At 73.3% G+C, this 23830-nt stretch carries 20 protein-coding genes; 8 read left to right on the forward strand and 12 right to left on the reverse strand.

Annotated features, from left to right (window positions below):
• Positions 1-121: 121 nt before the first annotated feature.
• Positions 122-1570, reverse strand: a complete 1449-nt coding sequence (locus tag ACFVU9_RS30385; RefSeq protein ID WP_380449158.1) for a DHA2 family efflux MFS transporter permease subunit — start codon at positions 1568-1570, stop codon at positions 122-124.
• 79 nt (positions 1571-1649) lie between these two features.
• Between ACFVU9_RS30385 and ACFVU9_RS30390 the strand changes: the two genes are divergently transcribed.
• Positions 1650-2342 (forward strand): TetR/AcrR family transcriptional regulator, encoded by a 693-nt coding sequence (locus ACFVU9_RS30390; RefSeq protein WP_359973406.1) that lies wholly within the window; start codon positions 1650-1652, stop codon positions 2340-2342.
• Positions 2343-2353: 11 nt separating this feature from the next.
• Here the strand turns inward: ACFVU9_RS30390 and ACFVU9_RS30395 are convergent, their stop codons facing one another.
• From ACFVU9_RS30395 to ACFVU9_RS30430, 8 genes are all read right to left on the reverse strand, one after another.
• Positions 2354-2854 (reverse strand): flavin reductase family protein, encoded by a 501-nt coding sequence (locus ACFVU9_RS30395; protein ID WP_387598859.1) that lies wholly within the window; start codon positions 2852-2854, stop codon positions 2354-2356.
• The gene (locus ACFVU9_RS30400; RefSeq protein ID WP_387598862.1) at positions 2851-3936 is read right to left on the reverse strand and encodes an alpha/beta hydrolase; all 1086 of its coding nucleotides are present in this window, start codon (positions 3934-3936) and stop codon (positions 2851-2853) included. Before ACFVU9_RS30400 ends, ACFVU9_RS30395 begins: the two co-directional genes overlap by 4 nt.
• A complete protein-coding gene (locus ACFVU9_RS30405; RefSeq protein WP_387598865.1) occupies positions 3933-4706 on the reverse strand; it encodes a 2-oxo acid dehydrogenase subunit E2 in 774 nt (257 codons plus the stop codon). Before ACFVU9_RS30405 ends, ACFVU9_RS30400 begins: the two co-directional genes overlap by 4 nt.
• Complete coding sequence (locus ACFVU9_RS30410; protein ID WP_359973398.1) at positions 4703-4930, reverse strand: acyl carrier protein; 228 nt, start codon at positions 4928-4930, stop codon at positions 4703-4705. Before ACFVU9_RS30410 ends, ACFVU9_RS30405 begins: the two co-directional genes overlap by 4 nt.
• Positions 4927-6795 (reverse strand): HAD-IIIC family phosphatase, encoded by a 1869-nt coding sequence (locus ACFVU9_RS30415; RefSeq protein WP_387598868.1) that lies wholly within the window; start codon positions 6793-6795, stop codon positions 4927-4929. The genes ACFVU9_RS30410 and ACFVU9_RS30415 overlap by 4 nt, the downstream gene beginning before the upstream one ends.
• Positions 6796-6799: 4 nt before the next feature.
• Complete coding sequence (locus ACFVU9_RS30420) at positions 6800-7834, reverse strand: 3-oxoacyl-ACP synthase III family protein (RefSeq protein ID WP_387598870.1); 1035 nt, start codon at positions 7832-7834, stop codon at positions 6800-6802.
• A 34-nt stretch (positions 7835-7868) separates the two neighbouring features.
• Positions 7869-8273 (reverse strand): hypothetical protein, encoded by a 405-nt coding sequence (locus ACFVU9_RS30425; protein ID WP_387598873.1) that lies wholly within the window; start codon positions 8271-8273, stop codon positions 7869-7871.
• An 80-nt stretch (positions 8274-8353) separates the two neighbouring features.
• A complete protein-coding gene (locus tag ACFVU9_RS30430) occupies positions 8354-10969 on the reverse strand; it encodes a DUF6531 domain-containing protein (RefSeq protein ID WP_387598876.1) in 2616 nt (871 codons plus the stop codon).
• Between the two features lie 282 nt (positions 10970-11251).
• Between ACFVU9_RS30430 and ACFVU9_RS30435 the strand changes: the two genes are divergently transcribed.
• Positions 11252-13975: an AAA family ATPase gene (locus tag ACFVU9_RS30435; protein ID WP_380447688.1), complete on the forward strand. Its 2724-nt coding sequence runs from the start codon at positions 11252-11254 to the stop codon at positions 13973-13975.
• 61 nt (positions 13976-14036) lie between these two features.
• On the opposite strand, the gene ACFVU9_RS30440 is transcribed toward ACFVU9_RS30435, so the two are convergent.
• Entirely contained in the window at positions 14037-14753 is a 717-nt protein-coding gene (locus tag ACFVU9_RS30440) for a BTAD domain-containing putative transcriptional regulator (RefSeq protein ID WP_380447690.1), read from the reverse strand.
• Positions 14754-15147: 394 nt separating this feature from the next.
• Between ACFVU9_RS30440 and ACFVU9_RS30445 the strand changes: the two genes are divergently transcribed.
• From ACFVU9_RS30445 to ACFVU9_RS30470, 6 genes are all read left to right on the forward strand, one after another.
• Positions 15148-16329 carry an MFS transporter gene (locus ACFVU9_RS30445; RefSeq protein ID WP_387598879.1) on the forward strand — a complete coding sequence of 394 codons (1182 nt, stop codon included), beginning with the start codon at positions 15148-15150 and terminating at the stop codon, positions 16327-16329.
• Entirely contained in the window at positions 16316-17515 is a 1200-nt protein-coding gene (locus ACFVU9_RS30450) for an acyltransferase family protein (RefSeq protein WP_387598933.1), read from the forward strand. Before ACFVU9_RS30445 ends, ACFVU9_RS30450 begins: the two co-directional genes overlap by 14 nt.
• The gene (locus ACFVU9_RS30455; protein ID WP_387598882.1) at positions 17512-18747 is read left to right on the forward strand and encodes an acyltransferase family protein; all 1236 of its coding nucleotides are present in this window, start codon (positions 17512-17514) and stop codon (positions 18745-18747) included. Before ACFVU9_RS30450 ends, ACFVU9_RS30455 begins: the two co-directional genes overlap by 4 nt.
• 199 nt (positions 18748-18946) lie before the next feature.
• Complete coding sequence (locus tag ACFVU9_RS30460) at positions 18947-19789, forward strand: patatin-like phospholipase family protein (RefSeq protein WP_380496487.1); 843 nt, start codon at positions 18947-18949, stop codon at positions 19787-19789.
• Positions 19786-20967 (forward strand): acyltransferase family protein, encoded by a 1182-nt coding sequence (locus ACFVU9_RS30465; RefSeq protein WP_387598885.1) that lies wholly within the window; start codon positions 19786-19788, stop codon positions 20965-20967. The genes ACFVU9_RS30460 and ACFVU9_RS30465 overlap by 4 nt, the downstream gene beginning before the upstream one ends.
• Positions 20964-21779, forward strand: a complete 816-nt coding sequence (locus tag ACFVU9_RS30470; RefSeq protein ID WP_387598888.1) for an alpha/beta fold hydrolase — start codon at positions 20964-20966, stop codon at positions 21777-21779. Before ACFVU9_RS30465 ends, ACFVU9_RS30470 begins: the two co-directional genes overlap by 4 nt.
• A 162-nt stretch (positions 21780-21941) precedes the next feature.
• Here the strand turns inward: ACFVU9_RS30470 and ACFVU9_RS30475 are convergent, their stop codons facing one another.
• The gene (locus ACFVU9_RS30475) at positions 21942-22625 is read right to left on the reverse strand and encodes a response regulator (RefSeq protein WP_380496490.1); all 684 of its coding nucleotides are present in this window, start codon (positions 22623-22625) and stop codon (positions 21942-21944) included.
• Positions 22622-23818, reverse strand: a complete 1197-nt coding sequence (locus tag ACFVU9_RS30480) for a sensor histidine kinase (RefSeq protein WP_387598892.1) — start codon at positions 23816-23818, stop codon at positions 22622-22624. The genes ACFVU9_RS30475 and ACFVU9_RS30480 overlap by 4 nt, the downstream gene beginning before the upstream one ends.
• Positions 23819-23830 lie beyond the last annotated feature (12 nt).

Here is a 23830-nt window from a genome sequence, read left to right on the forward strand (position 1 = left end):
CTCGCTCTGGGTTCCACCACCGGGGGCCCCCGCCCCGCGGGGGCGGGGGGGGGCGGGGGGTCCCGGTCCCCGGGGGCGCCGCCGGCCCCGTCCCCGGCGCCGCCCCGTGAGGGACGGGACGTCAGACGCTCTCGGGCTGCGGCGCGGGCGAGGTCTCGGCGGCGGCGGGCTGCGCCCGGCCCGGCAGGACGAGGCCCGCGACGAAGACGACGACGGCGGCGGCGACCGCCCACCAGAAGGCGTTGCTGAAGGACGCGTCGGTCGGGGCCGCGTGCTCGCCGCCGCCCTGGATGATCAGCGCGACGACGGCGATGCCGAGCGACGCGCCGATCTGGTTGAGGATGAAGACCGCGCCGGTCGCGCCGCCCACGGACTCGCCGGGCACGGTGCGGTAGACCGCGCCCATGGTGGGGGCACCGACCAGGCCCATGCCGAAGCCGGCGGCGAGCTGGGCGACGGTCAGCACGGCCTGCGAGGTGTCGGCGCCGGACTGGGTGAACACCAGGGCCCCGGCCCCGATCAGCAGGGCGCCGAGCGGTACCAGTTGCCGGGCGCCGAACTTGTCCGCGAGCTTGCCGGCGATCGGCATGCCGATCAGGGTGCCGAAGCCCAGCGGGGCCAGCAGCAGACCGGACTCCAGGACGGTGTGGTGGTGGACCTGCTGGTAGTAGAGCGGCAGCAGGAAGAGCAGCGAGAACAGGCCGCCGCCGAGCAGGAACATGGTGGCCACCGCGGCGCTGAAGCCCTTGTTGGCGAAGAGCCGCAGGTCGATCAGCGGGGCCTTGTCGGTGCGCAGCGCGTGCACGACGTAGCCGATGAACAGCACGACGCCGAGGACCAGGCCGATGATCACCTTGGCGCTGCCGAAGCCCTCGCTGCCCGCCTGGGACAGCGCGTAGACGATCGCCGCGAAGCCGGGCGGGAGCAGGGCGATGCCGAGGCCGTCCACCGGCACCGGGTCCCCGCTGGGCGCCGGGTCGGCCGGCAGGACCTTGACCGCGAGGATGATCGCGGCGAGCGCGAACGGGATGTTGACCAGGAACATCCACACCCAGGACAGGTTCTCCAGCAGCAGGCCGCCGACGATCGGGCCGACCACCGGGCCGAGGGTGATCGGCACCGAGATGAGGCCCATCACCCGGCCGATCCGCGCCGGTCCGGCGGCGCCGGCCACCACGGTCATCATGATCGGGTCGACCATGCCGCCGCCGAGGCCCTGGAGGACGCGGAACGCGATCAGGGACTCGACGTTCCAGGCGACGGCGCACAGCGTCGAGCCGGCCAGGAAGAGGGTCAGGCCGAGCAGCCACATCCGCTTGGCACCGAAGCGGACCATGGCCCAGCCGGCCAGCGGGATGGCCAGCGCCACCGCGAGCAGGTAGCCGGTGGTGATCCACTCGACGCTGGCCAGGGTGGCGTTGAAGTGGCCGCCCAGGGTGCTGATCCCGACGTTGACGATGGTCGCGTCGAGGTAGGACATCATGCCGCCGAGCACCATGACGCCGACCAGGGTGAGCAGCGGGCGGTCGAGCCGGGCGGGCCCGCCCCCCGCCGCGTTCGTTTCAGACACGGAAACTCCTTTGCACCAGACCGCCAAGCTAAATGAACTAGGTAGTTCATTTCGATGGCTGGGACGGTAGCATGGCTCCATGAGTGTTGGCGAGACCGAAAAGACGACCGGGAGCCCCGGCGACCGGGGCCGGATGGACAAGCGCCGAGCGATCGTGGAGGCCGCCCTGCGGGTCTTCGCGCGGGTCGGCTACGCCCAGGCGAGCCTCGACCAGATCGCCACCGAGGCGGGGGTCGCGAAGCCCACGATCTACAACCACCTCGGGTCCAAGGAGAACCTCTTCCGGCACGTCATGACGGAGACCGCGGCGCGCTCCAACGCGAAGACGATGGACGTGCTGGAGTCCTTCCCCAACGAGCCGCAGGACCTGCGGCCCGGGCTGGAGGACGTGGCCCAGAAGCTGGTCGACTGCTACTGCGACGAGCAGTCCGAGTCGGTGCGCCGCCTGCTGTACGCCGAGGCGGTGCGCTTCCCCGACCTCTTCGACGCCGTCCGGGCGAGCGGGCCGGACCAGTTCGTCGACGCGCTGGCCGGCCGCCTGGCCAGGCTGGCCAACGCCGGGCAACTGCGGATCGAGGACCCGGTCCGCGCCGCCAACCAGTTCATCGCCCTCGTCTACGAGGAACTGCCGGGCCTGAGCGGGCTGGGCACGCGGCCGCTCGACCACGCCGAGGTGACCAAGGTCGTCACCGCCGGGGTCGACACCTTCCTGCGCGCCTTCGGTACGGGGGCAGGCGTCGACCCCGGTACCGCTTCCGGTACCGGGGTCTGACGGATCCGGCCTCAGCGGTCGAGCCGCTGGTACGACCCGCGGAAGAACAGCAGCGGATCGCCGTCGGCGAGCGCGTCGAGCCGGAGCACCCGGGCGACCACGATCACGTGGTCGCCGGCGGGATGCTCCGCCTCGACCGCGCACTCCAGCCACGCCAGCGCACCGTCGAGGATCGGTGCGCCGCCCGGCGAGGAAGTCCAGGGCAGGCCCTGGAACTTGTCCGTCCCGCTCGCCGCGAGACGGTTCGCCGCCTCGGCCTGCTGCGCCCCGAGGATGCTGATGCCGAGCGGCTCCGCGGACCGGATGAGCGGCCAGCTGGCGCTGGTGTGGGCGACGCAGAAGGAGACCAGCGCCGGTTCCAGCGACACCGAGCAGAAGGAGTTCGCGACCAGCCCGGCGCGGTGGCCGGTGGCAGGGTCGGCCGAGGTCACCGCGACCACGCCGGTCGCGAACCGGCCGAGCACGTTGCGCAGGCACCGGGTGCCGCCGTCGAGGTCGATCGTCGTGTTCACGGCCGCCGCCCCTTCCCGTACCGCAGCCGGGCGAAGTCCCGGGTCAGCGCGACGCGCTGGTCGCCCAGGCCGCCGCGCATGCGCAGCACCGACAGCAGGGTCCACAGCCGGGTCTGCGCGAAGTGGCCCGGTGAGCCGTGCACGTCGTCGTGGGCGAGCAGCCGCACACCGCGCACGTGTTCCCGCAGCAGCCGGGCGTCGGCGGGCGGGATGATCTCGTCCCGCAGGCTGGTGACGTGGGCCACCGGGATGCGCAGTGCGCCCAGTTCGCCGGGCGTCAGCGCCCAGTCGCGGATCACCCCGTACACCTCGTCGGGCTTGGTGCCGATCAGGTGCGCCAGGGTGTCGGTGGTGACGCGCGGCACCGTCCGCTGCCAGGCGGTGTCGGTGAAGAAGTCGTGTACCGGGGCGCCCGCGCCCACCACCCCTCTGATCCGGGAGTCGTGCAGGGCGGCCCGCAGGGCGCCGTGGCCGCTGAAGCTCAGCGCCAGCGCGTACGTCCGTGAGGTGTCCGCCCGGTCCCCCACGGCGTCCAGCACGGCGGGGAGCATCCGCCAGCTGTCGGCGCGGTAGGGCAGGGTGTTCTCGCCCACGCCCGGCATCTCGGTGACCACGCCGGCGAACCCGAGGGCGCCGAGCTGGAGCAGCACCGGCGCCCACTGCTCCTTGACGGACACGATGCCGCCGGTCATCACCAGCAGCGGCTTGGGGTCCGCGGCGTCGAGCCCGGCGCTCCAGCAGCGGATCCGGCCCTCGGGCAGCTCGACGTCCAGCCGCTGCACGGCGGGGAAGTCGGCGCGCCACCGGTCGAACGTGTCGGTGCAACGGCTCAGGGCCTCCCGGCGCGCCGAACCGTCCACGTACGGGAACCGGGCCATGTTGTAGTGCACGCAGGCTTCGAGCAGCTTCCCGTCGGCCTCCAGCCGGGCCGCGTCGGTGCTCCACTCGTGGACCCAGGACCCGGGCCCGCCGTTCCCGTCGTGCCGGACGCGGTCCAGCAGCGGGTCGTAGTGCTCGGGTGGCAGGCCCTGCGAACGGGTGTGCGCGACCACGAAGTTCTTCAGCTCGGCGATGTCGTTCATACGCTCTCCAGCGACTCCTTGACCTCGGTCAGTACGTCCGCGGCCTCGGCCCCGTCGATCACGCGGTGGTCGAAGGCCATGCTGAGCCGCAGCACCGGCGCCACGGTGACCCGGCCGTCGCGGACCACCGGCCGGTCCAGGATCCGGCCGACGCCGAAGGTGGTGGTCGTGCCGCCCACCGAATGGAAGGAGTCGACCGCGCGGTGTCCCAGCGAGGTCACCGCGAACGTCCCGGTGAGGTGGGGGCGCAGCGCGAGCGAACCCGCCGCCTCGCGGAAGCGCTCGCGTCCCTCGGCCCACGGCGCCCGGTGCAGCTGCCGCACGCCCTCGAAGTCCGGCAGCTGCTCGGCGTCGCCGTCCCGGACCCGGACGAGGTGCTCCTGGATGTCGTCGAGTTCGGCCTCGTGGAGGTTCGGTACGACGGTGCCGAGCACCACCCGCCGGCCGTCGAGGGTCCGGTCGAGGGTCAGTTTGCCGTTGACGAACGGGTAGTGCGCGATGCGCAGCCGCTGCGGTCCGCCCTCCACGGCCGCGTTGGCGTCCGGGTGCCCGGCCAGGACCCGTCCGGCCGCGCGCAGCACGTAGGCCGTGGTGGAGTACCGCACGCCCGTGCTGTCGAGGGCCGCGGCGCGGTGGGCCAGCACCCGGCCCATGTCCACCTCGGTGTCCAGGAAGACCGGCGCGAAGTCGCGGATCACTTCGAGGAAGAACAGGGTGTGCCGGCGCTGGCGCGGCAGCGGCTCGCCGACCTCGGTCTCTTCGGCGGTCACGACTCCACCGCCAGCCGGTAGACGGCCTCCAGGCTGGGCGCCTCCAGCACCTCGGACAGCCGCAGCGAGCGGCCGGTCTCGCGCTCCAGGAGCGTGCACAGCGCCAGCAGGTGCACCGAGTCCCACTCCTCGACGGTGTCCAGGTCCCGGCCGAGGTCCTCGGCCGAGACGGGCAGGGCGAGTTCGTCGCGCAGGAGCGTGACGAAGTCGTCGATGGTCCTCACAGGGTGTCCCCTTCGAAGTTCGCGGTCAGTCGGATGTGCCCGACGGGCTCGGGCAGCGGCTCCAGCAGGTGCCGGAAGGCGGCCGAGTCGTCGTCGACCGTGACGGTCTCGAAGCCGGCCCGCGGATAGAAGTCGGCGACGTTGCCGTTCTTCGCGGTGCGGCGGTAGTCGGCGCGCACCTCGGCGGCGCCGCTGCCGCGCGCGTGGCGCAGCACGGCGCCGAGCACGGCCTGTTCGATGCCGCGGCTGAACACCCGGCAGCTGAGCAGGAAGTTCTCGATGTGCAGGACGTCCGCGTCCCGCCGCAGCAGGACGGCGCCCACCAGTCCGTTGTCGCCGAAGCGGTCGGCGGAGGTGATGGTGAGTACCTGCGCGGCCGGGTCCTCGGCCATCGCCCGCACCTGTGCGGGCTGCAGCCGCCGCGTGGTGAGGTTGAACTGGTTGGTGCGCAGGGTGATCTGGGAGACCCGGGCGAACCGGTCGGCCGTCGCGGGGCCGAGGGCCACCGAGATGTCCAGCTCCCGCAGGTAGCCGTCGAGCGAGTCGAAGGTCGACAGGAAGTCCTGCCGGGCCCGGTCCTCGCGATAGCGGGCGGGCCGCGCCAGGTCCTCGTCGGTGAGCCGGCGCGCGTCGAACCAGCCGTCGTGCAGCAGCCGCGTCACGTGGGTCGCCGGGTCGCCGTCGACCCGGACCACGGCGACGGTGGGCAGCTCCCGCTCGACCAGGCCGCACTCGAAGGCGCTGTCGTCGACGAAGACGAAGCTGTCCACGGAGAGGTTGAGGGCGAGGGCCAGTTCGCGGAGGTTCTCGGGCTTGGGCCGCCAGTCGGCCCGGATCTGCACGAAGTCCTCCTCGCGCAGGACCAGGTCGGGGTGTTCGCGCAGGGTCCGTTCCACCGGTTCGCGGTCGTTCTTGCTCACCGCGGCCAGCAGGACGCCCTGCGCGCTCAGCTGGCGGGCCACCCGCTGGAAGCGGGCGAACGCCTCGCCCCGGTAGCCGCCGGCCGTCTCGATGCCCTCGGGGCCGACCTCGCCGAGCACCCCGCCCCACACGGTGTCGTCCAGGTCCAGCGCGAGGACCTTCTTCACGCCACCCGACGCCTGCCGGGCGAGGTGGCCGACCTCCCGCGCGTACGCGGCGAGCAGGGCGTCGGACAGGTGTGCCTTCGCGTACACGCTCTGCCGGACGTCCCGGGCGGCGACACCCTCGGCGAGCAGCGGGTCGAGGTCCACGGTGACGACCTCGGGGTGGGCCTCGGACAGGCGCAGCAGCCGGGCGTTGGCCTCCCGCCAGAGCACCCCGAGCCCGGCCCGAGCCCGGAGGTCGACCAGCTGGCCCGTCAACTCGCGCGGCAGCGGGAGGGTGTTGAGGACGAGCGTGGCCCCCTCGGTGGTGCCGGCGAAGACCCGCGCGGCCCGCTCGACCAGGGCGAGCTTCTCCTCCAGCACCCGCGCCACGTCCTCGACCCGCCACGGCGACGGCAGTTCGTCCACCACCGTCGCGGGGTCGAGCACGCACAGTGCGAAGGAGGGGCGGGCCGCGTAGAGGCCGCTCGACGGGTCGACGAGGTCGAAGACCCAGCCGTCGAAGTCGGACAGCCGGGTCCGGGCCAGCAGGCCGTGCCGGGCGAACTGCGCGGTGAGCGCGGGCAGCAGCGCGTTGAGCGTGCCGTGACCGGTGACGGCGACGACCGGCGCGGGGGTGCCGGGGTGCGCGGCGAGCACCGCGTCGGGGTCGGTCCTCGCCAGCACCCGGCCGGCGCGGACCAGTTCGTCGTCCGTCAGGCCGGCGAGCAGCCGCCGGACCTCCGGGTAGCGGTCGGGCAGGCTGCCCTCCCGGTGCAGCTCCGCCAGTGCGTCGGTCACGGCGTCAGTTCCCTTCCAGGGCGAAGCCCGCCTTGAGCCACTTGCTGGATTCGATGGAGATGCCGACGGCCCGTCGTCCGGGGCCGAGCGGCCCGGCGAGGGCGCGCTCCAACTGGAGGAAGACGATGGCGTTGCCGCAGTTGCCCGCGTCGTCCACGCAGGAGACGTCCTGCGCGCGGGGGAGTCCGAGCCGCCCGCTGATGAGCTTGGTCATCCGGCCGGAGAGCTGGGGCGGCAGCAGCAGGTCGACCTCGTCGCCGCGCCAGCCGAGGCCGGTCAGCAACTCGTCCAGCACCTCGCCGGTCATCGTCGGCACGTGTTCCTCGATCGCCTTGTAGTCCTCGGTCGCGGCGGGCCGGTCGTTGTGGCGGTCGGCCGGGCCGAACCACTCGAGGACGGCCCCGGGCGGACGGCCCAGGCCGACGAGCCGGGTGAACAGGGCCCGCACCGCCGCCGAGCCCGGGGCCGGGTCGGTCGACAGGACCGCCGCACCGGCCGCGTCCCCGAAGAGCACGAAGTTCACCAGCTCGGCCGGGGCCGCCTTGCGCAGGTCCGTTTCGAGGTCGTAGAAGCGGGCGATCACGTCACCGCCCAGCACCAGCACGGTGCGCCCGCTGCCGCTCAGCAGGATCTGCCGCGCGACGTCCAGCGCCTGCACCGCTCCCGAACAGCCGGACTGCAGCTGGAAGCTGCGCACGCCGTCGATGCCGAGCCGGTCGGCCACGACGTTGACGGTGGCCGGCATCAGCTGGTCGGGGGTGGCCGTGGCCAGCACCACCGCGTCGACGTCGCCCGGGCCGAGGCCGGCGGCGGCCAGCGCGCGGCGCCCCGCCTCCTCGGCGAGCGAGGCCAGGGTGCGGGTCTGCTTCCCGGTCTCCAGGTCCAGCGCCAGGTGGCGGGCCCGGGTGCCGATGAACGCGTCGACCCACTGCTCCCACAGCGGGTCCATGCCGAACCGCCGGGCCAGCGTGGCGTTGTCCAGGGCGGGTCCGGGAAGGGCTGCTGCGGCGGACAGGATGTGTACGTCCCGGCCGGTCATGTGTGGTCTCCCGTCGGTTTCCGGCGTGTTGGCGTCAGTCGGACAGCAGGATCCGGGCCTCGGCCGAGGCCCGGATACCCGTCATCCGCCACTTGCGGAACCCGGTCAGGCCCTCGTAGCGGCCGCCGGTGCCGACAGCCGGGTAGAAGACCCACTCGCTGGTGCGGACGTCGTTGAAGTCGGCCCAGCCCTCGGCGTGGACGGTGCCGTCCTCGAATGTGAGGTCCTCGCTGTAGTACGTCATCAGACCGCCGTCACCGGGGCGCGCGTACTCGATCCGGAAGGAGCCGTGGGAGGTGCCGATGAGCTTGCCCGACTCGTCGAAGAGTTCGTCGTCGAAGGTGCCGGTCTGGCCCACCTGCGGGTCCCCGACCTCGACGTCGTCGACGACCTTGACCACGATTTCCCGGGGAACCCGGAGGACGATCTGCTCGGCCATGTGTCCGTTCCTTTTCAGTGCGGTGGAGGGGGTGGATCGGGGGTGCGGCACGCGCGCGGTGCCCGCGCGGTCCGGGTGGGTCAGTACGCCGCGAACCGCGCCGGCGGCGCCCCGGTGATCAGCGGGGGGACGTCGGGGGTGGCGCCGGGACCGGTGAGATCGGTCAGCAGCCGGTCGGTCGGTGCCGCCGGTGCCGGCCGGGGGAAGAACGACCCGGCGGCCGGCTCGAACGGGCGCACCAGCACCGCCCGGAAGTCGTGCCTGGTCCAGGTGCCGCTGTTCACCGGGTCGTTGTCGGAGAACGTGTACGGCGCGTACTGCCGCCCGGTCGGGTCGGGCTGGGTGAAGCGGCCCCAGAACCCGTTGTAGAGGTGGTGGTCGAGGACGTGGGCGCTGCGCAGCAGCTGGTACGCGCCGCGGTAGCGGAAGGGGTTGGCGGCGGCGGCCTCCCCGGTCGCCGTCACCGCGCCGTGCGGCGTGTAGCGGTAGCGGGCGGCGAGCCGGCCCTCCTCGTCCAGCAGCGCGAGCACCGAGCCCTGCTGGTCGGTGACGGCCCAGTAGTGGCGGCCGTCGGCGGTGAGCACGGCGAGCAGCGCACCGTCGGGGGTGCGGACGAAGTCGGTCGGGACCCCGTCGTCGGTGGCACGGGCGATCCCGAGCGGGGTGTGGGTCAGGACGTGGGTGACGGTGTGTCCGTCCACGGTCGTCTCGGTGATCCGCCGCGGCAGCTCCTGACCGAGTCCGTCGTACCTGATGTCCACCACCTGCTGCCCGCCGAACACGCCGGTCAGGGTCTGGTTGGTGGCGCTGTAGGTGAAGGAGCCGGTGGGGTTGGTCTCCTCGGTGAAGTTGCCGGCGCCGTCGTACGCGAAGCCGGTCTCGCCCAGCAGGACCACCTGGCCCGCCGTGTTGAGGGTGAAGCGGGTGCCGCCGAGGCGGACCAGGTGGTGCGCGCCGTCGTACTCGAACTCGGTGTCCCCGGCCCGCACCAGGCGCTTGAGGCCGTCGTAGGCGAAGGTGACGGTCTCGCCGTCGACGGTCGTGGAGAGCAGGACGTCGCCGTCCGAACCGTCGGCGGTTCCGTAGCGGTACTCCGCGCCGACCAGGAGGTCCCCGGCGGGTCCGCGGACCGTCAGGGCGGTCCGGCGCCCGGCGTCGTCGTAGCCGATCTCCTGGCGGCCCGCACCGAAGTCCACGGCGGTGAGGCGGCCCGCGGCGTCGTGGGTGAGGCGGGCGGTGCGTCCGGCGGGGGTGGTGACCGCGACGGGCCGTCCGGCCGGGTCGTAGTCGTAGCGCGTCGTGCCGCCGGCGGTGGTCAGCGTGGTCAGCGCGCCCTCGGCGTCGTGACCGGCCCGCACCTCCTCGGTGTCCGCGCCCTCGGTGCGCACGGCCGAGGCGAGCCGCCCGCCCGCCGCGGTCCGGACCCAGCGGAACTCGTAGGACCAGTCGGGGGAGGACTTGCGGACCACGCGGCCGAAGGCGTCGTGGGCCAGGGTGAGCAGGACCCGGCCGGACTCCTCGTCGGTGACCTCGGCGAGCCGGCCGGTCGGGTCGTGCCGGTAGCCGGTGCGCCGGCCGGCGCCGTCGGTGACCCCGACGACCCTGGACAGCCGGTCGTGGCGGTAGGACGTCCGCCCGAGCGGCGCGGGCGGCGTGACGTCGGTCAGATTGCCCTGCCCGTCGTAACCGAAGGTGGTGGTCCGGCCGTTGCCGTCGGTGAACGCGGTCGGCCGGCCGTGCACCGGATGGTTGACGCGGGTGTCCAGGTCGGCCGCGCGGCCGGGGGCGTGGCTGCGGACCAGGTGCCCCGACGCGTCGTACTCCAGGAGCAGTTCGTTGCCGGCCGGGTCGCGCAGGGCGGTGGCGAGCCCGGGGTGCGCGGCGTCGTCGTAGGCGATGGTGGAGCGGGCGGAGGTGGGCAGCCGCAGGGCGACCGGGCGGCCCGCCGCGTCGTGCTCGAACGCGGTCGTGGCGCCGGTGGCGTCGACGACCGCCGTCGGACGGCCGTCCGCGTCCCACTCCCGTCGGGTGACGTGCCCGAGCGGATCGGTGACCGAGGTCGGCCGTCCCTGGTCGTCGAACTCGTAGGTGGTCGGCAGGCCGGTGGCGCCGGTGACGACGGTGCGCCCGGGAGAGCGGGCGAACCCGGTGCGGACCTGGCCGTCCGGGCCGTCCCAGGCCACCTCCAGGACGGCGTTCCGGTCGTCGTACCCGAGCCGGACCGTCTCCCCGCCGGCCGTGACCGACAGCAGCCGGCCCCGGTCGTCCCAGCCGTAGGCCGTGACGCGGCCGTCGGCACCCGTCTGGCGGGCCATCCGGCCGGAGGCGTCGTACGCGAAGGCCGCCGCCTGGCCGCCGGCCGGGTCCACGACCTTGGCGACCATGCCGTCGCCGTCCCGGTGCAGGGTGACCGTGCGGCCCAGGCCGTCGGTCACCGTCGCGGGATCGCCGGAGGCGTCGACCTCGAACCCGGGGCCCGCGCAGAGCGACCAGCCGGGGCCGAACCCGTCGGCGGCGGCCGAGGCGCGGCGGTGCTCGCGCAGGAGTCGCAGGTGGCGTCCGGACCCGGCGAGCACCAGGTCGATCTGACGGAACGTCGGCTCGCCCGTGGCGAGGTCGACCACCAGCTCGGCCAGGTCGCCGAGCGGCAGGCGCCACACTGCGCGGTGGTCGGGGAAGTCCCGGAGTTCGAGCACGGATGGGCTCCTCGGTCTGCGGGTCGTCGGTCGGACGGGCGCCAGACTCGCCCGGTCGTCTAAAGCTCGGCTAAGTCCGCGTGACGTGCACGTGGGGCCGTCCGGGGTCGGGAGGAGCACCGGTGCGGTAGCCGTCGTGCCATTTGTGAACTAACTGGGGAGGTTCTTTCCGGGGCCGGTTGGCATGGATCGGACTCTTAGGCTGGTTGTGGTTGTTGGTGATCCGTTCGCGTTCTTCATCGTCGGAGCCACACCGTCGCTTACGGGGGAAGGGATTTCGGGATGACCACTACCGTCATGACAACGCCGCCCGCTCGGGCGGCCGTTCGTACCACCGAACTCGGCCGACTGCTCGACCACGTCCGGACGATCCGTGAACGGCGGTCCACGATCGTCGAATTGGCCGGGGATCCGGGCAGCGGGAAGACCTGGCTGCTGACCGCGCTGGCGCAGGAGGCGCGGGGCCGGGGCCTTGCGGTGCTCCGGGGATGGTGCTCCGAGGCCGACGCCCGGATGCCGTTCCAGCCGTTCGTCGACGCGCTGGCCACCTGGCGGGGCGGGGCCGGGCCGGTCGAGTCGAGGGCCCGGGCGCTGACCGGCGCGTCGACCGCCTCGTCCGAGGAGGCCGGGAACGCCGACTTCACCTCCCGCGGCCGCCTCCTGACCGAAGCGCGCCGACTGATCGCGGACTGCCTCGCCGCCGCGCCCGAAGGACTGGTGCTGATCGTCGACGACTTCCACTGGGCCGACCCCGGCTCGGCCGCGCTGCTGAACATGCTCGTCCGCTGGCCCATGGACGGCGGCATGGCGCTCGTGGTCGCGCACCGGCCGCGGCAGGCCCCGGTCGCCGTGCGCTCCATCCTGCGGCACGGCACCGAACTCGGCACCGTCGAGACGATCGAGCTCGCCCCGCTGACCTTCGCCCAGAGCGCCGAACTGCTCGGTCCCGCCAGGCGCCCGGCCGAGGTCGCCGACCTGCACGAGCGCAGCGCGGGGAACCCGCTGTACCTGACGGCACTGGCCGACGCCGCCTCCCCGGCGGACGGCGGCTGCGAGGACTGGGCGCGCAACGGCCTGGGCACCCGGCTGCTGGCCGAGACCGAGGCCCTCGACGGAGCGGCCCGCGCGGCCCTGCAGGCGGCGGCGGTGCTCGGGGACGCGTCCGGCATGAGCGCGGTCGCCGAGGTCGCCGAGATCGGCGAGGACGAGGCCTGCCGGGTCCTCGGGGAACTGCAGGGGCGAGACCTGCTCCGCGCCACCGGGCCGGACCTGGTGACCCTGCGCCACCCGCTGCTCGGCCGCTGCCTGAACGCCGCCATGGACGCGTGCTGGCGGGCCGGCGCCCACCGGCGCGCACTGGCCCGGCTCACTCGACTCGACGCCCCGGCCACCGAACTCGCCCCGCACATCGAGCGGTCGGGTTCGCTGGCCCGCGCCTCGGACGCCCGGGTGCTCGCCTCCGCCGCGCGCACCGCCCTGCACCTCGGCGAGCCCTCGCGGGCCGCCCACTGGCTGACCGCCGCGATGCGCCTGCCGCGGCCGGCCGACGAGTCGCCGGACGCCTCGCCGGTGCGACCGGAGCTGTGGCGGGCCGTGGTCCGGGCGCTCGCGGCGCAGGGGGACGCCGAGCGGATCAGGTCACTGGCCGGCGCGATCCTGTCCGGGCCGGTCCGGCGCCTGGCCGCCGGACCGCGCTCCGCCGAGGTCGCCTTCCTGACGACCGTCCTGGCCTCGCTCGGCCAGGACGAGGCGGTGCAGACCCTCCTGATCGTCGAACTCTCCACCGCAGACCAGGCGGACCCGGCCGTCGGCGTACTGCTCCGTGAGCAGCAGCACCTGGCGAAGGTCCTGGCGGGCAAGCTGCCCGCCCGTCCCGACATCGAGGCGCTGGTGCGCGAGGTGCAGCGGACGGACGGGGTGTCGCCGGCCGGAGCACTGGTGCTGAGCGGCCTGTGCGCGGTCCTGGAGGGCGACGTGTGCGCCGCGAAGCAGGCGTTCGACGCCGGGTCCCGGGTGCTCGACACCACCGCGAACGGCGGCCGGCCGAACCACCGGCAGGCCGTCCACCTGCTCGTCCTCGGCTGGGCGGAGGCGCTGATGGGCCGTTACGGCACCGCGCACGCCCACATCGACCGGGCGCTGACGGCCGTCCGGGAGCGCGGCGACGTCCACCTGACGCTGCCGCTGCTCGCCACCCTGGGGTACGTCAACTACCAGTCCGGCCGGATGGCGGACGCCCTGGACGCCGCCGAGGAGGGGCGTGTCATGGCCCTCACCCTCGGGCGCCTCGACCACGCCGCGCTGCTGGACGCGACCATCGCGGCCGCCTCCGCTCAGCTCGGCCGCGGCTCGTTCCTCGTCGCCAGCGGCGTGCTGAGCAAGGCCCCCAGGACCCCCCTCAACGCCCTGCTGCGGGCGGAGGCCGCCCTGGTCTCCGGCGACGCCGAGTCGGCGCTGGCGCTCCTGCTGCCCGAACGCGAGGCGTGGCGGGTGGCCGAACCGGTCGGGGTGCTGGCCGCCCGCGGGTACGAACTGCTCGCCGCGGCGGCACTGCGGACCGGGATGGACGAGGCGAGCATCGAGCAGTGGGCCGACCACGCCGCGGACGCCGCCGCCGTGGTCGGCATCGCCGAGCAGAGCGGGCACGCGCTGCTGGCCAGCGGCCACGTCCTGATGAGCAGGCACCAGCCCGTCGAGGCCGCGCAGCGCTACCAGGAGGCGCAGGAGCTCCTCGGCGCCGAGAGCTCCGCCGGCGTCCGGGCCAGGGAACTGGCCCGGGCCGCGCTGCGCACCGCCGACCGCGGGCCGGAGGGGGCGCTCGCCGAACTCACCATCCGCGAACGGGAGGTGGCGGACCTCGCCGGCCAGGGGCTGAAGACGAAGGACATCGCGGAGCAGCTGCGGGTCAGCCCGCGCACCGTCGACGTCCATCTGACCCGCATCTACAGCAAGTTGGGGATCGCCTCCCGGGTGGCCCTGGTCCGGCTGATGACGCTGGCCGGCTGACCCGGGTGGGTGGTGGTGACGGGACGGGCGCCCCGCCGCCACCACCCGCCCGGAGGCCGGATCAGCTCGCCAGCGGAAGGTCCAGGAGCTGGTCGGAGGTCAGGATCGCCTGGTGCAGCCGGCGCAGTGAGCGGCACGGCTCCAGCCCGAGCTCGGACCTGAGCACCTGCTGGGCCGAGCGGTACACCTGCAGGGCCTCCGCCTGCCGGTCGGCCCGGTAAAGCACGAGCATCAGCTGGCGGTAGAAGGACTCGCGCAACGGGTACTGCGCGATCAGGGTGTTGAGCAGCCCGGTCACTTCCCGGTGGCGGCCGAGTGCGGTCCGGGCCTCGATCGACAGCTCCAGGCACTCCAGCCGTTCCTCCTCCACCCAGGCGGCGAAGGAAGCCAGTACCGGCCCCTCCGCGCCGCCGTCCAGCACCGGCCCCCGGACGAGCGACAGCGCGCGTTCGAAGTCGTCGAGCGCCGCCTCGTACTCCCCGGCGTGCTGCCACGCGCGACCGCTGCGCATCGCCGTCTGGAATTCGGCCACGTCGTACTGGGCGCCGTCCAGTCGCAGGAGGTACCCGGACGGCTTGGTGGTGATCGCGGCCCCTTCGGTGTCCCCGGCGGCGGCGAGGAACTTGCGCAGCTGGGAGAGGTACACGTGGACCGCGGCCGACGCGCGCCGCGGCGGACCGGAGCCCCACAGCTCCTGGATCAACTGCTCCTTCGTGGTGATCCGGCCGGCCCCCACGAGCAGGGTGGCCAGGGTCAGCTCCATCTTCGGCGCGCTCATGGAAAAGCTCGTCGTACCGTCGGACACGCGGAGCGGCCCGAGCAGTTCATAGCGCATCGATACCTCGCAAACGGTGGGAATGGGGAGCCCTCGTTTCTCCTCGCCCCCAACTCTCCGGTCGACACACGTGTTCGCACATCAGGGAAACTGCGTACGTAAGGTCGATTGGCCGATAGTCGACGCCCCGGGCCTGCCGACCCGGCCCGGATCACGGCCGTAGTCTGCCGCGTCTTCCTTCCCTTCGCACGGTCATCCCGCACAGTCCCCGCATGCCGCCGGCTGACTGGACGGTGCGTATTCACTGCAAGCTCGGCGCCGCCTCCGCAGGAATCTGTCTTGTATATTGGCAGCTCGGTTTCTATAGTCTCCTCATGGCTCCTGAGAGGACTCCCACGTGACCCGCAGAACCGTTCCGCTGGTGGCAGGCATCTGCTGCATCGGCACCTCCGAGCTGCTGCCCGGCGGGATGCTGTCCCAGGTCGGGGCTGCGTTGCGCGTCGACGTGACGACGGCGGGGCTGCTCGTGACCGTCTACGCCGCGACCGTCGCGATCGCCGGGCCTGTCGTCGCCGTGCTCACGGCGGGGGTCTCGAAGGTGCGGCTGGCCACCTGGCTGCTCGCGGTGTTCGCCCTCGGCAACGTCGTCATCGCGACCGCCGCCGACTTCTCCCTGGTGCTGCTGGGGCGGGTGGTGACCGCGAGCGTCCATGGTGCGTACCTCGCCACCGCGATCGTGCTGACGCAGCGCCTGCTACCGGTGGAGCGCTCCAGCAAGGCCGTCACGGCCATCCAGTTCGGGGTGAACCTGGCCACCGTGCTCGGCATCCCGGCCGGGGCCGCGCTGGCCCAGATCGGCGGCTGGCGCACACCGTTCGCGGTGATCTCGGCGGTCGCCGCGGTCGCCACGTGGGGCGTGCACAAGGCGACCGCCCACCTGGACATCGGCACTCCGGAGCCGGACGCCCGGCAGGAGATCTCGGCGCTGCTGAATCTCGACGTCGCGCTGACCGTCGGCGCCACCGCGCTGTTCTCGGCGGCGATGTTCACGATCATCACCTACTTCGAGCCGAGCGCCGTCGCGGCCGGCTACGCCGAGGCGGCCGTCCCCGTGCTGCTGGTGGCCTACGGCGTCGCGAGCATCTTCGGCAACTCGATCGGCGGCCGGCTCGCGGGCCGGGGCCGCGGGCCGGCGCTGCTCACGGCGGCCGCGTTCATCGCCGGCTGCGCGGCCTTCCAGCCGCTCCAGCGCAGCACCCTCACCTTCCCCATCGGCGGGGTGCTCTTCGCCCTCGCCACCTTCTCGCTCATCCCGATCCTGCAGAGCGACGTCCTGGACCTCGCCGCGGCCGCCCCGAGCCTGTCCCTGGCGACCAACATGTCGGCCTTCGGCGTCGGCGCGGCCCTGGGCTCGTTCGCCGGCGGCCGGGTCATCACCCACTTCCACGACGTGCACGACGTACCACTGGCCGCCGTCGGCCTCGCCGTGGGCGGCTTCGTCCTCTACGGGCTGCGGCACGTGCGACCGGCCCCTTCCCCAGTCGACCGCATCAAGGAGGCGTCCCATTTCCAGGCCTAGCCACGACCACCGCGCCCCGCTGCCGTCCCTGACGGGTCTGCGCTTCATAGCGGCCGCGCCCGTCTTCTTCTTCCACCTCTCGCTCACGTTCATCCCGATGAACCCGTTCAGAGACCAGAACTGGGCCGAGACCTACAAAACGATCTTCTGGAAGGCCGGCTGGGTCGGCGTGTCCTTCTTCTTCGTCCTCAGCGGGTTCCTGCTGATGTGGCGGAGCTCCGACAGCCGCGGCTACCTGCACTTCTTCCGCAAGCGCGTGGTCAAGCTGTTCCCGTCCCACGTCGTGACCTGGGCGCTCGCCATGGTCCTGTTCGCGGGGGCGGCCGCCACCAGCCCCTGGGACTACCTGCCGAACCTGTTCCTCGTGAACTCCTGGTTCCCGGTCCACAACATCTTCCTCGCCGTCAACGTCCCCAGCTGGTCACTCTGCTGCGAGCTGATGTTCTACGCGCTGTTCCCGCTGATCGCGCCGCTGGTGCGCCGCATACCCCGGGAGCGGCTGACGCTCGCCCTGGCCGGCTGCGTCGCCTGGACCTTCCTGATCGCCGCCGTCGCCACCGTGCTGCCCAACTCGCCGCACACCGACGGCATGCCGATCTCCACCGTCCAGTTCTGGTTCGGCTACAACTTCCCGCTGCCCCGGCTCGCCGAGTTCCTCTCCGGCATGCTGCTGGCCCGCGTGATCGCCGAGGGCCGGCTGCCGGTGATCCGGCCGGCCGTCGCGTGGGGCGCGCTGCTCGTCGGCTACGTCGTCGCCGAAGTGGTGCCGTTCACCTTCTCGTTCATCCCGTTCACGTTCGTGCCGCTGCTGCTGATCGTCGCCTCCGCCGTCCGCCGCGACCTCGACGGGCACCGCACCTGGACGGCCACGCGCACGATGGTGTGGCTGGGCGAGGTGTCGTTCGGCTTCTACATGACGCAGCACGTGCTGATGTACACGCTGCGCACCAAGATCCAGCACGGCGCCCACTACGCGCCGCTGCCCGCGATCGCCCTGATCCTCGGCACCTTCGCGGCGACGATCCTCGCGGGCTGGCTGCTGTACCGGCTGGTCGAGCTGCCGACCATGAAGTACTGGGCCACGGCCCGGCCGAAGGCCGTGGTCCCGACGGAGCCCGCGCCCGGGGCACCGGCCGTGCCGGCGCAGCGGGCCGGGGCCGAGGCCGAGGCGGGGGTGTCCTCGTGAGCACCGCCCGGCCGGTCGGTACCGCCCAGCCGGTCGGCACGGGCCGCGGTGGCAACCTGCCCGGACTGTCGCTGGCCCGGCTGCCCGCCTCCTTCTTCATCCTCACCTCGCACGTGGTCGGCGTCGGCCTCTTCGCCGACCAGGTGCTCCAGTCGCACGTGTACGGGGCCCTGAGCAAGGTCGGCTACACGTCGGTGTCGTTCTTCATCGTGCTCAGCGGCTTCGTGCTGACCTGGACCTCGCGCGGCACGTCGCTGGACTGGCGGCGGTTCATGTCCCGGCGCGTGGTCAAGGTGATCCCCGTCCACCTGGTCGCCTGGGTGATCTGCGCGGCCCTCTTCGCCGCGACGGCGTTCCCGCTCGGCACCGTCCTGGCCAACCTGTTCCTCGTGCAGGCGTGGGTGCCGGACCACACCGTGTACTTCGCGGTGAACAACCCGGCCTGGACGCTGTCCGTGGAGATCTGCTTCTACCTGGTCTTCCCGTTCCTGTACCGGGGGCTGGTCCAGCGCTCCACCAAGGCCCTGCGCATCCTGACGGTCGTGCTCACCGCGGTGGTCGTCGCGCTGCCGTTCGTCCTGTCGCTGCTCCCCGACGGCGCCACGTTCCAGAGCCCCGGGATGAACTACCACGGCGTGCCCGAGGACATCTCGGAGTGGAAGTTCTGGCTGGTCTACGTCTGCCCGGCCGCGCGCATGGTCGAGTCCGTCCTCGGCATGCTGATCGCCCTGCTGCTCAAGCGCGGCGCCTGGCCCCGGATCCCGCGCTGGACCGCCCTGGTGGTGCTGGCACCGGAGGTCTACGTGGCGACGGAGCACGCGCACTTCATCTTCGCCACCAGCGCGGTCGGCATCACCGGCATCGTGCTGCTGATCGGCGCCGTCGGCGCCGGCGACCTGCGCCGCCCGGCGGACCGGCCCGCGCCCGCGGTCGCCCGCTTCGGCCGCTTCACCTTCGGCGTCTACATGTACCAGTGGCCGCTGCTGTGGATGTGGTACCTGCACCGCTCGGGCCACGGCTGCAGCGGGGTCGAGGCGCCGATCGTGTACGCCGGGATCGTGGCGCTGACCATCGCCGCCACCTACCTGTCGTACCAGCTCGTCGAGAAACCCCTCGACCAGCGCTGGCGTCGCCGCAACGCGAGCCCGCGCCAGGCCCCCACCGGCGCGCCCGCCCCCATCGGCGTCCCCACGGACACCGCGGCGCCCGCCGAACCCGTGCACGCGCGCTGAGCGCCGTGCCCGCGACCGTCCCGCCATCCCCCGGCCGGGACGAGGCCGGCCACCGGACCCGCCCCGAGGGCACGGTGGCCGGCCCCCACAGCCCCTACCGCCCCCACGACCCCCACGGCCCCGACCGCTCCCACGACCCCCCACGACCCTCACCACCACATCGCACCGGGCACCACCCCGTACCAACAGGAGGAAGTTCATGTCGCAGGAATCGACCGCCGTGGTCCTCGGCGGCGGCGGACTCGCCGGCATCGGCTGGACCATCGGCGTCCTGGCCGCGCTGGAGGAGGCCGGGGCGCTCCGGCTCGACGCCGTCGGCCACGTGGTCGGCACGTCGGCCGGCGCCGCCGTCGCCGCCGCCGTGCTGCACTCCGGCGCCGCCGCCGAGTTCGACCGCACGGTCCGCAAGTCCCGCCGCAACGCCGAACTCGCCCCGGCCGTCTCCCTCGCCGAGATCCTGCCGGACGTCCTCGCCGTCCACGGCGCCGACGAGTCCCTGGCCGTCAAGACCGAGCGGCTCGCCGCGCTGTCCCGCGAGCGCTCCGGCACCGACCCGGCCCGCCGCCGCGCGGCCATCGCCGGCCGCCTCCAGCGGGACGCCTGGCCCGAGGCCCGGCTCTCGGTCACCGCCGTGCGCGCCGACGGCGAGCCCGCCGTCTTCACCGCGGACTCGGGCGTCGGCCTGGTGGACGCGCTCACCGCCAGCTGCGCCGTGCCGGGCCTGTGGCCGGTGGCCACGATCGACGGCGCGGACTACGTCGACGGCGGCACCTACTCCCTCACCAACGCCGAACTCGCCGCCCACGCCGACCGCGTGCTCGTCCTGCGCCCGCAGCCCGAGCTGCCCGGCTACGTGACGCCGGAGCGCCGGAAGGTGCTGGACCGGGCCGTCGTCCTGGAGCCGTCCGAGCGCGCGCGGGCCGGCTTCGGCGCCGACCCGTTCGACCCCGACGTGCGCGGCGTGGCCGCCGTGCTCGGGTACGAGGACGGTCTCGCGGCGGTGGCGGCGGTGTCGGCCCTGACCTCCCCGGCCGGGGAATGAGCACGGTGAACAGCGCCGGCAGACTGGCGCCGGCGCCGGCGGCGGTCCCCGCACCCAGCGGGCCGCCGCCGGCGGCGGCCGGGCGGCGCACCCCCCGCCTCGACTCGCTGACCGGACTGCGCTTCTTCGCCGCGCTGTCGGTCTTCGTGTGCCACTCCTCGTACCTGGCGCTGCCGACCTTCGCCGACCACCACACCAACGTCGTCTTCCACGAGGTCTCCAACCAGTTCGGCGGCCTAGGCGTGGCGTTCTTCTTCGTCCTCAGCGGCTTCGTGCTCACGTGGTCGTCCCGCACGGGCGACCGCCTGGGGGCCTTCTACCGCCGCCGGTTCGTCAAGATCCTGCCGCTGTACTACGCGGCCGGCGCGGCGGCGGTGGCGGTGTTCTGGGGCACCGGCACGCAACTCTCCGACGTGCTGCGCTACGCGACGCTCACCCAGGTGTGGGTGCCGAACCCGAAGCACAACTTCACCGTCCTGCCCCCGGGCTGGTCGCTCGCGGTGGAGGCGGTGTTCTACCTGGTGTTCCCGTTCGTGATCGCCCGGTTCCGCACCGTCCGCTCCGGCACCTCCTGGGCCGGGCTGGCCGTGTGCGTGGCCGGCGCCGTCCTGATGCCGGTGCTCGCCTACACGCTGCCGTCAGGGAACATCAAGCTGATCAGCGAGCCGAGCGTGACGGGCTTCCAGCTGTGGTTCGCCTACGTGTTCCCGCTGGGGCGTCTCTTCGACTTCTTCGCGGGCATGTTCGCCGCCCAGCTGGTGGCCTCCGGCCGCTTCCCGCGGATCAGCCTGCCGTGGGTGCTGGTGTCGTTCGTCCCGGCCTACGCCGTCGCCACCTACAGCCCGGTGCTGTTCGGCTGGCGGGCGCCGCTGATCGTCCCGTGCGTGCTGCTCATCGTGGCGGCCGCCCAGCGGGACGTCGCCGGCCGCCCGGGCGTCCTGGCCTCCCGGCCCCTGCTGGCGCTCGGCAACGCGTCGTTCGCGTTCTACCTGTGCCACTACCTGGTGCTCTACACGCTGAACATCAAGGTGCTGCACGGGCCGTTCGGCTCGGGGGTGATGGTCGCCGTCTACCTGGCGTCGGCGCTGGCCGTCTCCCTCGTGATCGCCGGACTGCTGTACCGGTACGTGGAGATGCCGCTCGTGCGGCGGTTCGGCAAGCGGAAGGGAGAGAGGTGACGGACCTCCAGTCGCCGGTGTCGAGCGCGCTGCTCGGCACCGGCCGCACCGAGTACCTGAGCGCCGGGACGGGCGCCGGGCTCGCCCTCGCCCACGGGGCGGGCGGCGACGTCGAGTTGAACTTCGGGCCGCTGATCCGGCGCCTCGCCGGTCGCCGCCACCTCGTCGGCACCCGCTACCCGGGCACCGGCGCGTCGGACCCGTCCGGCGACCTCGACGTGTTCGCGCTGGCGGACTCCCTGGTCGCCGCCCTGGTCCGCGAGGGCCACGAGCGGTTCCCGGTGGTCGGCTCGTCCTTCGGCAGCGCCGTCGCCCTCGCCACCGCGCTGCGCCACCCGGAGCGGGTCACCGGCCTGGTGCTCACGGTCGGCTTCAGCGAGCCGGACGCGCAGCTGCGCACGGTCGCCGCGGTGTGGGAGGCCCTGGCCGCGGCCGGGGACCCGTCCGTGCTGGGCGCCTACCTGATCGGCCTGCTGACGCACCCCCGGCTCCTCGCGGAGCTGGGCGCGGAGGAGCACGGCGCACAGGCCGCCGCCGTCGGGGCGGGGCTGCCCGCGGGCGGGCTGCTCCAGATCACCGCCGCCGCCCGGGTCGACCTGACCGGCCGCCTGGGCGAGATCGCCGTGCCCACGCTCGTCGTCGTCGCGGGCGCCGACCGCGTCGTCCTCCCGGCCACCAGCCGGCTGCTGGGGGAGCGGATCCCGGGGGCGACGGTCGTCGAGTACCCGGGCGCGGGCCACGCCTTCACCGAGGACGAGGGCCGGCTGTGGGCGCGGGACGTCGAGCGCTTCCTCGACGAACACGCCGTCTGACCGGCCCGGTCACCCCGCACCCCTGTTGCCGTTGGTTGTTCCGGTGCCGCTTCGGCGCTCGCCGAAGCGGCACCGGAAGCCTTTCGGCCGGCTCGCCTGCCGTGCAGGTCAGGGTTCGTTCCGCGGCCCGCGGCCGAGCGTGACCGGCCCGGTCGCGGGCCCCTACCGTCTACGCGGCACGAGTCCGGTTTCGAAGGCGATGATCGCCAGGTGGACGCGGTCCCGGGCCACGAGCTTGGCGAACAGACGCGCGACATGGGTCTTCGCGGTCGCCGCACTGATCACCAGCCGCTCGGCTATCTCGGTGTTCGACAGTCCCTGTCCGACCAGTGCCAGCACCTCGCGCTCCCGGTCGGTGATCCCCGCGATGGGACTCGGGTCCGGGGCGGGCCCGGCGTCCGGTTCGGGGGCCGCGGGGCCGGACGTTGCGGCGAAGTCCGCGATCAGCCGTCGGGTCACGCTCGGCGCGATCAGCGCGTCGCCCGCGGCCACCACGCGGATCGCTTCCAGGATCGCGTCCAGGGCCATGCTCTTGAGCAGGAATCCGCTGGCCCCGGCGCGCAGTGCGCCGTAGACGTACTCGTCGTCGTCGAAGGTCGTCAGCACCAGGACCTTGGGCGGGTCCGGCTCGGCGGTCGCCTGCCGGGTCGCCTCGATCCCGTCCATGCCCGGCATCCGGATGTCCATCACCACGACGTCCGGCCGCAGTTCACGCACCAGGCGCACCGCCTCACGGCCGTCGCCGGCCTCGCCGACCACCTCCAGGTCGTCGGTGTCGCCGATCAGGATCCCGAGCCCGACCAGCATCAGCGGCTGGTCGTCGACCAGCAGCACCCGCACGCTCATACCGGGAGCCTCGCCGTCACCCGGAACCCGCCCTCCGGACGCCGGCCGGCGCTGAACTGGCCGGACAGCAACGTCACCCGCTCGCGCATGCCGAGCAGGCCGAAGCCGCTCTCTCCGGCCGCGGAGAGCCTCGGCCGGCCGGGCCCGCCGCGAGCGTCGTCCCCGTCGTCCACCACCTCGATCGTCACCCCTTCCGGCTCGTAACCGACCGCGACCCGGCACGTCCGCGCCCTGGAATGCCGCACCACGTTCGTCACCGACTCCTGGATGATCCGGAACGCCGACAGTTCGATCTCCGGCGGCAGTGGACGCCGCTCGCCCCGCCAGGTCACCTGAACCCGCACCCCGGCGCCGGCCGTGCGTTCGGCGAGCTGCGGGACGTCGGCCAGGCTGCCGGCCGGCGCCAGCGGAGCGGCCTGCGGCATGGCGTCGTCGGGCTCGGCGCGGCGGAGCGCCCCGAGCATGCGCTGCAGCTCCAGCAGCGTCTCCCGGCCGGTGGTCTCGATGCCGGCCAGCGCCTGCCGCGTCTGCTCGGGCTTGGTCTCCACGACCCGCGCCGCCGCTCCCGACAGCACCGTGATGATCCCGATGCTGTGCGCGACGCTGTCGTGCAGCTCGCGGGCGATCCGCAGCCGCTCGGCCATGACGACGCGGGCCGCGGTCTGCTCCTGCAGGGCTTCGAGGTACTCACGGCGTTTGCGGTACACCCCGCCGAAGACCCACGCGACCGCGAACCACAACGCGAACCCCCCGGCCCACTGGGACGCGTCGCCGACGGACTGCTCGCGGCCGTGGAGGTCGTTGAAGAACGCGGCCACGACGCTCGCGACGGAGCCGACGGCGGCAGCCTTCGGCCGCCGGACGGCGAGGTACCCGCCCAAGCCGACGAGCAGGACGAACACGATCGAGGGCCGCGCGCCGAAGGCGTCGCCGAGGACCGCTTCGCCCAGGACCGCCGTGAAGACCGCCGCCGGCAGACGGCGCACGAGCAGGACCGGCAGGGCGAGCAGGAGCCAGAGACCGATCTTCTGGAAGCCCCCGAGGTCGGGGAACCGGAACAGGCCGTGCTCAGGGGCCGGCATCGTCAAGGGGAGCATCAGCGCATACAAGCCGGCGGTGGCCAGCACCACGGCCTGTGACATCAGCCAGGTCACGCGCTTCGATGTCGAGAGACGCTGGAGAAGCTCTTCCATACGGAGATCGTA

Origin of the sequence: Kitasatospora sp. NPDC057936 (assembly GCF_042887525.1) — a bacterium.
GTDB lineage: Bacteria > Actinomycetota > Actinomycetes > Streptomycetales > Streptomycetaceae > Kitasatospora.

Bases quoted from the DNA above. Each gene is read 5' to 3' on its own strand.
- ACFVU9_RS30390 (WP_359973406.1), top strand. From the start codon at position 1,650: ATGAGTGTTGGCGAGACCGAAAAGACGACCGGGAGCCCCGGCGACCGG.
- ACFVU9_RS30400 (WP_387598862.1), bottom strand. From the start codon at position 3,936: ATGAACGACATCGCCGAGCTGAAGAACTTCGTGGTCGCGCACACCCGT.
- ACFVU9_RS30420 (WP_387598870.1), bottom strand. From the start codon at position 7,834: ATGACCGGCCGGGACGTACACATCCTGTCCGCCGCAGCAGCCCTTCCC.
- ACFVU9_RS30425 (WP_387598873.1), bottom strand. From the start codon at position 8,273: ATGGCCGAGCAGATCGTCCTCCGGGTTCCCCGGGAAATCGTGGTCAAG.
- ACFVU9_RS30435 (WP_380447688.1), top strand. From the start codon at position 11,252: ATGACCACTACCGTCATGACAACGCCGCCCGCTCGGGCGGCCGTTCGT.
- ACFVU9_RS30440 (WP_380447690.1), bottom strand. From the start codon at position 14,753: ATGAGCGCGCCGAAGATGGAGCTGACCCTGGCCACCCTGCTCGTGGGG.
- ACFVU9_RS30460 (WP_380496487.1), top strand. From the start codon at position 18,947: ATGTCGCAGGAATCGACCGCCGTGGTCCTCGGCGGCGGCGGACTCGCC.
- ACFVU9_RS30465 (WP_387598885.1), top strand. From the start codon at position 19,786: ATGAGCACGGTGAACAGCGCCGGCAGACTGGCGCCGGCGCCGGCGGCG.
- ACFVU9_RS30475 (WP_380496490.1), bottom strand. From the start codon at position 22,625: ATGAGCGTGCGGGTGCTGCTGGTCGACGACCAGCCGCTGATGCTGGTC.
- ACFVU9_RS30480 (WP_387598892.1), bottom strand. From the start codon at position 23,818: ATGGAAGAGCTTCTCCAGCGTCTCTCGACATCGAAGCGCGTGACCTGG.